The organism is Pseudomonas aestuarii, assembly GCF_027988105.1.
GTDB lineage: Bacteria > Pseudomonadota > Gammaproteobacteria > Pseudomonadales > Pseudomonadaceae > Aquipseudomonas > Aquipseudomonas aestuarii.
In genome coordinates, this window is record NZ_JAQJZJ010000002.1 from 232553 (window position 1) to 245657 (window position 13105).

The 13105-nt window shown below is 61.8% G+C and carries 9 protein-coding genes; 2 read left to right on the forward strand and 7 right to left on the reverse strand.

Annotated features, from left to right (window positions below):
* Positions 1 to 76: 76 nt before the first annotated feature.
* The 7 genes from cmk to mtnA all read right to left on the reverse strand — a co-directional run bounded on the left by cmk (position 77) and on the right by mtnA (position 10538).
* Positions 77 to 766 carry a (d)CMP kinase gene (gene cmk / locus PH586_RS04950; RefSeq protein ID WP_271346666.1) on the reverse strand — a complete coding sequence of 230 codons (690 nt, stop codon included), beginning with the start codon at positions 764 to 766 and terminating at the stop codon, positions 77 to 79.
* The gene (locus PH586_RS04955) at positions 763 to 2985 is read right to left on the reverse strand and encodes a bifunctional prephenate dehydrogenase/3-phosphoshikimate 1-carboxyvinyltransferase (RefSeq protein ID WP_271347050.1); all 2223 of its coding nucleotides are present in this window, start codon (positions 2983 to 2985) and stop codon (positions 763 to 765) included. Before PH586_RS04955 ends, cmk begins: the two co-directional genes overlap by 4 nt.
* Before the next feature lie 44 nt (positions 2986 to 3029).
* Positions 3030 to 4136, reverse strand: a complete 1107-nt coding sequence (hisC, locus tag PH586_RS04960) for a histidinol-phosphate transaminase (protein ID WP_271346667.1) — start codon at positions 4134 to 4136, stop codon at positions 3030 to 3032.
* Positions 4137 to 4224: 88 nt separating this feature from the next.
* Positions 4225 to 5331 carry a prephenate dehydratase gene (pheA, locus tag PH586_RS04965; RefSeq protein WP_271346668.1) on the reverse strand — a complete coding sequence of 369 codons (1107 nt, stop codon included), beginning with the start codon at positions 5329 to 5331 and terminating at the stop codon, positions 4225 to 4227.
* On the reverse strand, positions 5331 to 6416 hold the full coding sequence (serC, locus tag PH586_RS04970; protein WP_271346669.1) for a 3-phosphoserine/phosphohydroxythreonine transaminase: 1086 nt from the start codon (positions 6414 to 6416) through the stop codon (positions 5331 to 5333). Before serC ends, pheA begins: the two co-directional genes overlap by 1 nt.
* A 95-nt stretch (positions 6417 to 6511) precedes the next feature.
* On the reverse strand, positions 6512 to 9217 hold the full coding sequence (gene gyrA / locus PH586_RS04975) for a DNA gyrase subunit A (protein WP_271346670.1): 2706 nt from the start codon (positions 9215 to 9217) through the stop codon (positions 6512 to 6514).
* A gap of 244 nt (positions 9218 to 9461) precedes the next feature.
* Entirely contained in the window at positions 9462 to 10538 is a 1077-nt protein-coding gene (gene mtnA / locus PH586_RS04980; protein ID WP_271346671.1) for an S-methyl-5-thioribose-1-phosphate isomerase, read from the reverse strand.
* A 206-nt stretch (positions 10539 to 10744) separates the two neighbouring features.
* Between mtnA and PH586_RS04985 the strand changes: the two genes are divergently transcribed.
* A complete protein-coding gene (locus tag PH586_RS04985) occupies positions 10745 to 12067 on the forward strand; it encodes a TRZ/ATZ family hydrolase (protein ID WP_271346672.1) in 1323 nt (440 codons plus the stop codon).
* A gap of 205 nt (positions 12068 to 12272) precedes the next feature.
* The gene (ubiG, locus tag PH586_RS04990) at positions 12273 to 12971 is read left to right on the forward strand and encodes a bifunctional 2-polyprenyl-6-hydroxyphenol methylase/3-demethylubiquinol 3-O-methyltransferase UbiG (RefSeq protein ID WP_271346673.1); all 699 of its coding nucleotides are present in this window, start codon (positions 12273 to 12275) and stop codon (positions 12969 to 12971) included.
* Positions 12972 to 13105 lie beyond the last annotated feature (134 nt).

Sequence of the window (13105 nt, forward strand, 5' to 3'; positions counted from 1 at the left end):
GAAGGCACACGGGACTAGGACTGGTCTCCCGCATGCTTCCTGGTGAGCTGATCAGCTTAAGCAGCTGAGGCTCTTGTCATCCGACTAGATCGCGGTTGGCGACCTCGTTCAGAATCAGTTCCAGCACTTGCTCGATCGAGAGGTCGGTGGAATCCAGCAGTATCGCATCGTCTGCCGCTTTGAGCGGAGCCACTGCACGCTGGGTATCGCGTTCATCACGCGCCCGGATCTCGTCAAGAAGACTCGCGAGATTAACATCATCGCCCTTAGCCTTCAACTGCAAGTAACGTCGCCGGGCACGCTCTTCGGCACTGGCGGTTAGAAAAATCTTCAGCGGTGCGTCAGGGAATACCACGGTGCCCATATCGCGACCATCAGCGACCAAGCCGGGCATTTCTTGAAATGCCCGCTGACGCTGCAGCAAGGCCTCGCGCACGGCGGGCAATGCTGCCACTAGCGAAGCCCCGGCGCCAATTCCCTCATTGCGGATGGCGTCGGTGACCTCCTCGCCCTCGAGAATGATCCGTTGCCCCTGCCCCTGAGCACCGGCGAGGAACTGCACATCCAGATGCGCGGCCAACACCTTCATTGCCTCTTCGTTGGTCAGATCGACACCATGATTGCGCGCAGCAAAAGCCAGCAAGCGATACAGGGCGCCGGAATCCAGCAGATTCCAGCCCAGTTTCAGTGCCAGCAAGCCGGCGATCGTACCCTTGCCCGAGCCGCTAGGCCCATCGATGGCGACTATCGGTGCCAGAGCAGTCATGACTTGGCCTCCTGTGTCACGCGAATACCGACCTGCGCCGCCAGGGCCAGGAAGTTCGGGAACGAGGTCGCCACGTTGGCGCAGTCATGAATATGGATCGGTGCCGTAGCGCGTAGCGATGCCACGCTGAAGGCCATGGCGATACGGTGATCACCATGACTCCAGACCTCGCCACCGCCCATGCTCCCGGCGTCGCTGGCAACCCCATCGATAATAATGCCATCCGGTGTCGGCTCGACCTTGACGCCCAGTGTCAGCAGGCCATCGGCCATGACCTGGATACGGTCGGACTCCTTGACCCGCAGTTCCTCGGCACCGCGCAGCACGGTACGCCCTTCGGCACATGCAGCCGCTACGAACAGCACGGGGAACTCGTCGATCGCCAGCGGCACCAAATGCTCCGGGATATCAATGCCATGCAACTTGGCGCTACGCACGCGAATGTCCGCCACCGGCTCGCCACCGACTTCGCGCTGATTCTCCAGGCTGATATCGCCACCCATCAATTTGAGGATGTCGATCACCCCGGTACGGGTCGGGTTGATACCGACATGCTCGAGTATCAGCTCAGAGTCTGCAGCAATACTACCGGCGACCAGGAAGAACGCGGCCGAGGAAATATCCGCCGGCACTTCGATATGGGTCGCCGTCAATTTATGACCCGACTCGACGCTGGCCTTACTGCCCTCTACTGCCACCGGATAGCCGAAGCCGCGCAGCATGCGCTCGGTATGGTCGCGAGTCGGGGCTGGTTCGGTAACCGAAGTCTGCCCCGCCGCATAGAGACCGGCCAGCAACAGACAGGATTTGACCTGGGCGCTGGCCACCGGCATTTCGTAGTGCATGCCGCTCAGGCGCTGGCCGCCGCGAATGGTCAAGGGCGGCCGCCCTTCGGCAGCGGTCTCGATCACCGCGCCCATCTCACGTAGCGGCCGGGCCACCCGGTTCATCGGCCGCTTGGACAACGAGGCATCGCCCGTCAGGGTACTGTCGAACGACTGCCCGGCCAGTAAGCCGGAGAGCAGGCGCATGGAAGTGCCCGAATTGCCCAGATAGAGCGGCCCCGGCGGCGCTTGCAAACCATGCAGACCCACACCATGAATGGTCACCCGGCCATGATGCGGGCCTTCGATGACCACCCCCATATCGCGAAAGGCCTGCAGGGTGGCCAGGGCATCTTCACCCTCGAGGAAGCCTTCGACTTCGGTGGTGCCTTCGGCCAGCGAACCGAGCATGATCGAGCGGTGCGAAATGGACTTGTCGCCCGGAACGCGAATTCGCCCAGACAGTTTGCCACCGGGGTTAGCCAGAAAAATCAGATCATTCGAGTGCATAGCGTCCACATAGGCCCGTCGGGCTAGAATTTTGCTGAAATGTTCGCGGGCCACACGAGCGCGGGTAAACACCCCCAGCAGCTGATGCCCATCCCCAGCGTCGACCGCATCGCGCAAAGCGTCGAGGTCGCCGCGAAATAGATCCAGGGTGTGTAGCACGGCCTCGCGATTGGCGAGAAAAATGTCGTGCCACATCACCGGATCACTGCCGGCAATCCGCGTGAAATCGCGAAAACCGCCAGCGGCGTAACGGAATATCTCCAGGTTTTCGCTGCGCTTGGCCAGCGAATCGACCAGGCCAAAGGCCAACAGATGCGGCAAATGGCTGGTGGCGGCAAGCACCTGATCATGGTGCTCGACCTGCATATGCTCGACGTCGGCGCCCAACTCGCGCCAGAGCCGATCGACCAACTGCAGGGCCTGCGAGTCGGTTTGCTCCAGTGGCGTCAAAATCACCTTATGCCGACGGAACAGCTCGGTATTGGCGGCCTCCACACCACTCTGTTCGGAACCGGCAATCGGATGACCCGGCACGAAGCGCGCAGGCATCTCGCCGAAGGCCAGATGCGCGGCGCGCACCACATTGCCTTTGGCGCTGCCGACATCGGTGAGCACGACATTGCCCAGGTCGAGTCTGGCCAGCTCCCCCAGCAGTTTTTCCATGGCCAAGATCGGCACCGCCAACTGGATCACCTCGGCGCCCTGACAGGCCGCAGCCAACTGCTCTTCACAGCGGTCGACCACCCCCAGCTCGACGGCCAGGCGACACGACTGCGGATCGAGATCGACCCCCACCACTTCCCGGCACAGGCCGCGCTCGCGCAAGCCCTTGGCGAAGGAACCGCCGATCAGGCCGAGACCGATCACCACCAGGCGACCGATCATAGGCGTGCCGGGTTGCACCTTGCTGACAGCGCTTTTCGATTCGCTCACGCGCCCAGCACCTTGGCCAGCGCCTCGAGGAAACGGGCGTTCTCTTCGGGCAAACCGATGGAGACACGCAGGTAGGTCGGCATGCCGTAATTGGCCACCGGCCGCACGATCACGCCTTCGCGCAGCAGCGCCTGATAAAGCGGCATGGACTCGCGACCGAGGTCGACGGCAACGAAGTTACCCCTGGACGGGATCCAGCCCAGCCCCAGCGCGCGGAAACCCGCTTCCAGCTGCGCCATCCCGGCATCGTTGACCCGGCGACTCTGCGCCAGGTACTCGGCATCGTCGAATGCCGCACAGGCGGCCGCCAGGGCCAGGCTGTTGACGTTGAACGGCTGGCGCACACGGTTGAGCACATCGGCGATTTGCGCCGAACTGATGGCGTAACCGACACGCAACGCCGCCAGGCCATAGGCCTTGGAGAAGGTGCGCGAGACCAGCAGATTCTCGTGCCTGGCCAGGTAGTCGAGGCCATCCGGCAACTCGTCGCCTTGGGCATACTCGATGTAGGCCTCGTCGAGCACCACCAGGACATGCTCCGGCACACGGGCGAGGAAATCGCTCAGCGCCTGCGGACCGAACCAGGTGCCGGTCGGATTGTTCGGATTGGCGATGAATACCACCCGGGTATTGGCGTCGATGGCGGCCAGCATGGCCTGCAGATCGTGGCCATGGTCCCTGGCCGGCACCACCTTGCCTTGCGCACCGACCGCCTGAGTGGCGATGGGGTAGACGGCGAAGGCATGCTCGCTGAACACCGCATTCAGACCCGGCGCCAGATAGGCGCGCGCCACCAGTTCGAGAATATCGTTGGAACCGTTACCCAGGGTGACCTGGCTGGTCTGGACGCCGCAGCGCTCGGCCAGCAGGCTTTTCAGGGCGAAGCCATTGCCATCGGGATAACGGGTCAGCTCGGCCAACTCGTCACGAATCGCCTGCAAGGCTTTCGGGCTGGGACCCAGCGGGTTTTCGTTGCTGGCCAGCTTGACGATGGTGGCTGGATCCAGATCCAGCTCGCGGGCCAACTCATCTACAGGTTTGCCCGGCACATAAGGCGACAGCTTCTGCACGCCTGGCTGGGCCAGGGCAAGGAAATCGGTCATACGTAAGCCTCAAGCTTCAAGCGGCAAGCTGCAAGACAAAGCCGGGCGTATCCGCTGCGGGCTTGGGGCTTGAGCTTGCGGCTGCTATTTAAAGTACCGCCTTCGGGTACGACCCCAACACTTTCAGCGCCACGGCCTCCTGATTGATCTTCTCCAGCACATCCTTGATCAGCGGATCACGGTGATGGCCGACGAAGTCGATGAAGAACACATAGGTCCACTTACCGCTGCGTGAAGGACGGGTCTCGATGCGGGTCAGGTCGATGCCGTTGTTATGGAATGGCACCAGCAGTTCATGCAGGGCACCCGGCTTGTTGCGCATGGAGACGATGATTGAGGTCTTGTCATCGCCGGTCGGCGGCACTTCCTGGCTACCGATGATCAAGAAACGCGTGGAGTTGTCCGGGCGGTCTTCGATCTTTTCGGCCAACTTGGTCAAGCCATACAGACTGGCCGCCATATCGCCGGCGATCGCCGCACTGTTCCACTCGCCCTTGACCCGCTTGGCCGCGTCGGCATTACTCGACACTGCCACCCGCTCAACGTTCGGGTAGTGTGCATCCAGCCACTTGCGGCACTGGGCCAGGGACTGAGCATGGGAGTAGATGCGGGTGATCTTGTCGACCTTGGTGGTCTCGCCGACCAGCAGATGGTGGTGGATGCGCAGCTCGACTTCGCCGCAGATCACCATGTCGTGTTCGAGGAAGCTGTCCAGGGTGTGGTTGATCGCGCCTTCGGTGGAGTTTTCCACCGGCACCACGCCGAAGTTCACCCCACCCGCAGCCACTTCGCGGAACACCTCGTCGATCGCCGCCATGGGTACACTGATCACCGCATGACCGAAATGCTTCATCGCCGCCGCCTGGGAGAAAGTCCCCTCAGGCCCGAGGTAAGCGACTTTCAGCGGGTTCTCCAGCGCCAGGCAGGAGGACATGATCTCGCGGAACAGCCGCGCCATCTCCTCATTGCCCAGCGGCCCCTGATTGCGCTCCATGATGCGCTTGAGGACCTGGGCCTCACGCTCTGGACGGTAGAACACCGGCTTCTCGCCTTCCGGCAACGCCAGCATTTTGACCCGCGCCACTTCTTCGGCGCAGCGCGCGCGATCGCTGATCAGCTCGAGAATTCTTTCGTCGAGGCTGTCGATGCGCAGGCGCAGGGCTTGCAGTTCTTGCTCGGAGATTACATCCGTCATCAGCCGTGGTCCTTCTCGAATTCCGCCATATAAGCCACCAGCGCCTCAACGGCATCCAGGCCCACGGCGTTATAGATGGAAGCACGCATGCCGCCAACCGAACGATGCCCCTTCAAGTTGAGCAGGTTGCGGGCCTCGGCACCGGCGAGGAACGGCTTGTCCAGGCGATCGTCGGCCAGGCGGAAAGGCACGTTCATCCAGGAACGGGCATTGAGCGCAATCGGGTTGCTGTACAGCTCGCTGCTGTCGATGGCGCCGTAAAGCAGTTCTTTCTTCGCGCGGTTGCGCTGCTCCATGGCCGCGACTCCGCCCTGCTCCTTCAGCCACTCGAACACCAGGCCGGAGAGGTACCAGGAAAAGGTCGCCGGAGTGTTGTACATCGAGCCGTTATCGGCAGCGACTTTGTAGTTGAGCATGGTCGGGCAGACGCTGCGCGCGCGGCCGAGCAGGTCTTCACGGACGATAGTGACGACCAGACCGCTAGGGCCGATATTCTTCTGTGCCCCGGCATAGATCAGGCCGAATTTCGACACATCGATGGGCCGCGAGAGGATGTCGGAAGACATGTCTGCCACCAACGGCACGTCGCCGACTTCAGGGATCCAGTCGAACTGCAGACCGCCGATGGTTTCGTTGCTGGCGTAGTGCAGGTAAGCGGCGTCTTTCGACAGCTGCCACTCGTTCTGCCCGGGAATCGCGAAGTAGTCGTAGGACTTGGCGCTGGCCGCGACGTTGATATTGCCGTAGCGGCTGGCCTCCTCAATGCTCTTCTTCGACCAGATACCGGTATCGATATAGTCGGCGACACCGTCTTCCGGTAGCAGGTTGAGCGGAATCTCGGCGAACTGCTGGCTGGCACCACCCTGCAGGAACAGCACTTTATAGTCGGAGGGGATGACGAGCAGGTCGCGCAGATCCTGCTCGGCCTTTGCCGCAATGGCCATGTACTCATCGCTGCGATGGCTCATCTCCATCACGGACAGGCCCTTACCCTGCCAATCGAGGAGTTCCGCCTGGGCGCGCTGCAGAACAGCTTCAGGAAGCGCGGCCGGGCCGGCGCAGAAATTATAGGCTCGCTTGCTCACATCCACTCTCGCTCAAATGTTGGACGACTGACCACTGCCGGTCAGCCGTCGAATCCAACGCTGCACGGCGCCTGGTCAAACCGCGCCTGTGCAGATCACTCTTCGCTGACCGGGCTCTCGTCAGCCGCAGCATCCGGCCCATCGAGCACATCGTCGTCCAGAGCCTCGTCACCTTCAAGCAGCTCGTCGAGCTCTTCCTCGGATGGTTCCTGCACCCGCTGGAGGCCGACAAGCTTTTCATCCTTGGCCAGCTTGATCAGGGTCACGCCCTGGGTGTTACGGCCAAGACTGGAGACTTCACCAACGCGGGTACGCACCAGGGTGCCCTGGTCGGAAATCAGCATGATTTCCTCGCCATCGAGCACCTGCACTGCGCCAACCAGCTTGCCGTTGCGCTCGCCGCTGACCATGGCGATCACGCCCTGGCCACCGCGCTTGTACTCGGGGAACTCGTCGATTGCCGTGCGCTTGCCATAGCCACGTACAGAGGCAGTCAGAATCTGGCTGCCCTCTTCCGGAATCAGCATGGAAATCAGCTTCTGTCCTTCCGGCAAACGCATGCCACGCACACCGCGAGCGGTACGGCCCATGGCGCGCACATCGGTTTCCTTGAAACGGGTTACCTTGCCGCCGTCGGAGAACAACATGACCTCACGACTGCCATCGGTGATGGCGGCGGAAATCAGGGTGTCGCCTTCGTCGAGACCCAAGGCGATCAGGCCGACGCTACGTGGTCGACTGAACTGGGTCAGCGGGGTCTTCTTCACGGTACCGTTAGCGGTGGCCATGAAGATGAACGGACCCTTGGCTTCTACCGCTCCCTCAACATCGTCCAGCGCACCGTCGATATCCTCGACTTCATCCTGCTTGCCCTTGGCCGCAATCTCCACCGGCAACATGGTGGTGATGTACTCACCCTCGCTCAATGGCAACAAATTGACCAGCGGGCGACCACGAGCAGCTCGCGAGGCTTCTGGAATCTCATAGGTCTTCAGCCAGTACACCTTGCCCTTGCTGGAGAACAGCAGCAGCGTGGTATGACTGTTGGCGACCAGCAGGTGGGCAATGTAATCCTCCTCCTTGATACCGGTAGCCGACTTGCCTTTACCGCCACGACGCTGAGCCTGATAAGCGGTCAACGGCTGTGATTTGGCGTAACCGGTGTGGGAGATGGTCACCACGCGGTCTTCTTCGGTGATCAGATCACCCAGGGTCAGATCCAGGCGGGCATCGAGAATTTCGGTGCGCCGCGCATCGCCAAACTCGGCCTTGATGCTCTCCAGCTCTTCGCGAATCACTTCCATCAGGCGTACAGCGCTGGTCAGGATGCGGATCAACTCGCCGATCTGGGTGAGAATTTCCTGGTACTCGGCCAGCAGCTTCTCATGCTCCAGCCCGGTCAGGCGGTGCAGGCGCAGTTCGAGGATGGCCTGGGCCTGCTCCGGCGACAGGTAGTACTTGCCGTCACGCAGGCCGTACTGTGGCTCAAGGGTGTCCGGGCGGCAGGAATCGGCGCCGGCACGTTCGACCATGGCTTCGACCGCAGTCGACTCCCAGGCAGTGGAAATCAACGCTTCCTTGGCTTCAGCAGGCGTCGGCGAGGCCTTGATCAGGGCGATCACCGGGTCGATATTGGACAGGGCAACCGCCTGACCTTCGAGGATATGCCCACGCTCACGCGCCTTGCGCAGCTCAAACACGGTGCGCCGGGTCACCACTTCACGACGGTGCAGAACAAAGGCTTCGAGCATGTCCTTGAGATTCAGGACTTTCGGCTGGCCGTCGATCAGCGCCACCACGTTAATGCCGAATACGCCCTGCATCTGGGTCTGGGCGTAGAGGTTGTTGAGCACCACCTCCGGCACTTCGCCACGGCGCAACTCGATGACGATGCGCATGCCGTCCTTGTCGGACTCGTCACGCAGCTCGGTGATGCCTTCGAGCTTCTTCTCCTTGACCAGCTCGGCGATCTTTTCGATCAGACGCGCCTTGTTCAGCTGGTACGGCAGCTCGCTGACGATGATCTGCTGGCGACCGCCGACCTTGTCGATGTCTTCGATGATCGCCCGCGCGCGCATATAAATGCGCCCGCGCCCGGTGCGATAGGCCTCGATAATGCCGGCACGGCCGTTGATGATCGCCGCTGTCGGGAAGTCCGGGCCAGGGATGTACTGCATCAGCTCATCGACCGTCAGCTCGGGATTGTCGATCAGCGCCAGACAGCCATTGATCACTTCCGTGAGGTTGTGTGGCGGGATGTTGGTTGCCATGCCCACGGCAATACCGCTCGAGCCGTTGACCAGCAGGTTGGGCACCCGGGTCGGCATGACCGCCGGGATCATCTCGGTGCCGTCGTAGTTCGGCACCCAGTCCACGGTTTCCTTGTGCAGGTCGGCCAGCAGTTCATGGGCCAGCTTGGTCATGCGCACTTCGGTGTAACGCATGGCAGCGGCGTTGTCGCCGTCCACCGAACCGAAGTTGCCCTGGCCATCGACCAGCAGGTAACGCAGGGAGAATGGCTGAGCCATACGTACGATGGTGTCGTACACCGCAGTGTCGCCATGCGGGTGGTACTTACCGATCACGTCACCGACCACGCGGGCGGACTTCTTGTATGCCTTGTTCCAGTCGTTGCCCAACTCACTCATTGCAAAGAGCACACGACGGTGCACGGGCTTCAAGCCATCGCGCGCATCCGGCAGGGCACGTCCGACGATTACGCTCATCGCGTAGTCGAGGTAGGACTGCTTGAGTTCGTCTTCGATATTGACCGGGAGGATTTCTTTGGCCAGTTCGCCCATGAGTAGCCTGGTTCCTTTTTCTGGTGATACTCCGCGCCATTCATCCCGAACGAGGCGAAGCGTGCCGCGCGGCTCTAGGCCAGCAGCGACTCACGACAAATCAATGAGTTATGCCATGTATCTGCGCAGTTAAGGCGACCGTTGCCAGCGCCCCTGAAAACGGCCGGATATTACCACAATCGGCGCCCCGCACCTATCCCCACCCAGCTGCCACAGCAACGCCCGCCAAGCAACCGCGACAAGCTCAATGCAGACGCTTGCGGCACATCAGCCTGGTCATTTTCGCCGCATCCGGGCGCTCGACCACGCCCTTCTCGGTAACGATGAAGTCGATCAGGTCGGCCGGCGTCACATCGAACACCGGATTGAGCGCGTCCACCCCCGCCGCCACTCGCTGCCCATTGAGCTCCAGCAACTCACTGGCATCACGCTCCTCGAGAGGAATATCGTCGCCACTCTCCAGCGCCATGTCGATGGTCGAGCTCGGCGCCACCACCATGAAGCGCACGCCATGGTGCATGGCATTGACCGCCAGCTGGTAAGTGCCGATCTTGTTCGCCACATCGCCATTGGCGGCAATCCGGTCGGCACCGACGATGACCCAGGTAATACCGCGGGTCTTCATCAGGTGCGCGGCGGCCGAATCGACGTTCAGGCTGACCGGGATGCCTTCGCCGGCCAGCTCCCAGGCAGTCAGGCGCGAGCCTTGCAACCAAGGACGGGTTTCGTCGACATAGACGCGCTCGACCAAACCCTCCAGAAAAGCTGCGCGAATCACCCCCAGCGCCGTGCCGAAGCCGCCGGTGGCCAGGGCACCGGCATTACAGTGAGTCAACAGGTTCTGCTGATTGCCCTGATGCTTGCGAATCAGGTCGACACCGATCTGCGCCATGGTCAAGTTGGCTTCACGATCACTCAGGTGAATACCCAGCGCCTCGCTCTCCAGCAGCGCAACCGGATCGTCACCCTCTTTAATGCGCGCCACGCGTTCGCGCATTCGGCTGAGCGCCCAGAACAGGTTGACGGCGGTCGGCCGCGAATCGGCCAATAGCTGAAAGTCCGCCTCCAGGGCCACACGCCAGTCGCCCCCCTCGGCCACCCGCGCGCGCGCGCCGAGCACCACCGCATAGGCCGCGCTGATGCCGATGGCCGGCGCCCCGCGCACCACCATCAGGCGAATCGCCTCGGCTACGGCCGCTGACGAATGGCAGGCATACCAGCTTTGCTCGAACGGTAAAACGCGCTGATCGAGCAAATGCAGAGCGCCATCGCGCCATTCAATGGCCTGAACCTTCTCCGCCGCTAGCAATTGCTCGCGCATTAGACACACCTCACCCTCGAAAAGCCGACCATTATACCCAGAGAAGCATCCGCAGGCTGCACGCCTCAGGCCCGATACCCGGCGCTCGCCAAACTTTGCCCGCCTGCTGGCTCCCAGAAACGTGCAACTCATGACAGCACTGCTTCAAGCCTGAGGCGTTCCCCTATAAACTCAGCCACTCAGACACCCGCAGGAAACCTCCAGGCATGCCCGAAGCCCCTCTCGACCTCCTCCTTCTCCCAACCTGGCTGGTGCCGGTCGAGCCCGCCGGAGTGGTGCTGCACGAGCATGGCCTGGGCATTCGCGATGGACGCATTGCCCTGATCGCGCCGCGCGCCGAAGCGCTCAAACACAAGGCACTGGAAGTTCGCGAGCTGCCCGGCCGATTGCTGACCCCGGGACTGATCAATGCTCATGGCCATGCCGCCATGAGCCTGTTCCGCGGCATGGCCGATGAACTGCCGCTGAGCAACTGGCTGCAACAGCACATCTGGCCAGCCGAGGCAAAGTGGGTTGATGAGCAGTTCGTCCTGGACGGCACCGAACTGGCCATCGCCGAACAGATCAAGGGCGGCATCACCTGCTTTTCGGACATGTACTTCTTTCCCGAAGTGGCCAGCGAGATAGTCCACAAGAGCGGCATTCGCGCCCAGATAACCATTCCGGTACTGGACTTCCCGATTCCCGGCGCCCGCGATGCCAACGAAGCGCTGCACAAAGGACTGGCGCTGTTCGACGACCTCAAGCATCACCCGCGCCTGAGCGTTGCCTTCGGCCCTCATGCCCCCTATACGGTAAGCGACGACAAGCTGGAGAACATTCGCACACTTGCCGAGGAACTCGATGCCGGCATCCATATGCATGTGCATGAAACCGCTTTCGAGGTGCAGCAGAGCCTGCACCAGCATGGCGAGCGACCGCTGGCGCGACTGGCGCGACTCGGCCTGCTCGGCCCGCGCTTCCAGGCCGTGCACATGACCCAGATCGATGATGACGACCTGGCCCTGCTGGTGACCAGCAACAGCAGTGTGATCCATTGCCCGGAGTCCAATCTCAAGCTGGCCTGCGGCTTCTGTCCGGTAGAAAAGCTCTGGCAGGCCGGGGTCAACGTGGCCATCGGCACCGACGGCGCCGCCAGCAACAACGACCTGGACCTGCTTGGCGAAACCCGCACGGCCGCCTTGCTGGCCAAAGCCGTTGCCAACTCGGCCAGCGCCCTGGACGCACATCGAGCGCTGCGCATGGCAACCTTGAATGGCGCACGCGCCCTCGGCCTGGATGATCAGATCGGATCGCTGGAGCCGGGCAAAGCCGCCGATCTGGTGGTATTCAACCTGTCCGGCCTGGCCCAGCAGCCGATCTACGACCCGGTGTCGCAATTGATCTACACCAGCAACCGCGACTGCGTCGAAGAAGTCTGGGTCGGTGGCAAGCACCTGCTCGACAGCGGCCGACTGACGCGCCTGGACGAGCAGCGGATCATCGCCAACGCCTGCGCCTGGGGAGCCAAGATCGCCACCAAGCACTAGCGCTCATCGAAGACGGGCAGGAGCCAGCTTGCCGTGACTCGGCACCCCGACGAAAGCCGATGACTGCCAGCAGCTGGCGCCTACAGGCTGCGACAAACTGACATATATCGGGCAATCAATAGACGCCCACTCCAGACTACGAAACTGGCAACATGGACACATTCAGCCCAGGCTTGCCATTTTACAGCTTCACCCAGGGATATTTATGAGCAACGTCGATCACGCCGAAATCGCCAAATTCGAAGCCCTCGCCCACCGCTGGTGGGATCGCGATAGCGAATTCAAACCCCTGCACGACATCAATCCACTGCGGGTCAACTGGATTGAAGAGCGCGTCAGCCTGGCCGGCAAGAAGGTGCTCGACATCGGCTGCGGCGGCGGCATCCTCAGCGAGGCCATGGCCCAGCGCGGCGCCGAGGTGACCGGCATCGACATGGGCGAAGCCCCCCTCGCGGTGGCCCAGTTGCACCAACTGGAATCCGGCGTCTCGGTGCAGTACCGACAGATCACCGCAGAAGACCTGGCTGCCGAAATGCCCGAGCAGTTCGACGTGGTCACCTGCCTGGAAATGCTCGAACACGTCCCGGATCCGGCCTCGGTGATCCGCGCCTGCCACAGCCTGGTCAAACCCGGCGGCCAGGTGTTTTTCTCCACCATCAACCGCAATCCCAAGGCTTATATGTTCGCGGTGATCGGCGCCGAATACCTGCTACGCCTGCTGCCACGCGGCACCCATGACTTCAAGAAGTTCATCCGCCCCTCGGAACTGGGCGCCTGGAGCCGAGATGCCGGCCTGCAAGTCAAAGACATCATTGGCCTGACCTACAACCCGCTGACCAAACACTACAAGCTGCAAGCGGATGTCGACGTCAACTACATGATCCAGACGCTCAAGGAGGCCTAGGGCGTGCCATTGGTTATTTACGGGTCTGTTTTGGCGCGATGCGGCGTTTCTCGCCGCTCATTTGGAACAACCAAACTTCACGGCTCGTGCCTTGCCTCGCGCCAAAACAGACTCCGGCGCAGTGAGGGAAATAG

Coding starts and splice junctions, on each gene's coding strand:
- cmk (WP_271346666.1), bottom strand. CDS start 766: ATGACTGCTCTGGCACCGATAGTCGCCATCGATGGGCCTAGCGGCTCG.
- PH586_RS04955 (WP_271347050.1), bottom strand. CDS start 2,985: ATGATCGGTCGCCTGGTGGTGATCGGTCTCGGCCTGATCGGCGGTTCC.
- hisC (WP_271346667.1), bottom strand. CDS start 4,136: ATGACCGATTTCCTTGCCCTGGCCCAGCCAGGCGTGCAGAAGCTGTCG.
- pheA (WP_271346668.1), bottom strand. CDS start 5,331: ATGACGGATGTAATCTCCGAGCAAGAACTGCAAGCCCTGCGCCTGCGC.
- gyrA (WP_271346670.1), bottom strand. CDS start 9,217: ATGGGCGAACTGGCCAAAGAAATCCTCCCGGTCAATATCGAAGACGAA.
- mtnA (WP_271346671.1), bottom strand. CDS start 10,538: ATGCGCGAGCAATTGCTAGCGGCGGAGAAGGTTCAGGCCATTGAATGG.
- PH586_RS04985 (WP_271346672.1), top strand. CDS start 10,745: ATGCCCGAAGCCCCTCTCGACCTCCTCCTTCTCCCAACCTGGCTGGTG.
- ubiG (WP_271346673.1), top strand. CDS start 12,273: ATGAGCAACGTCGATCACGCCGAAATCGCCAAATTCGAAGCCCTCGCC.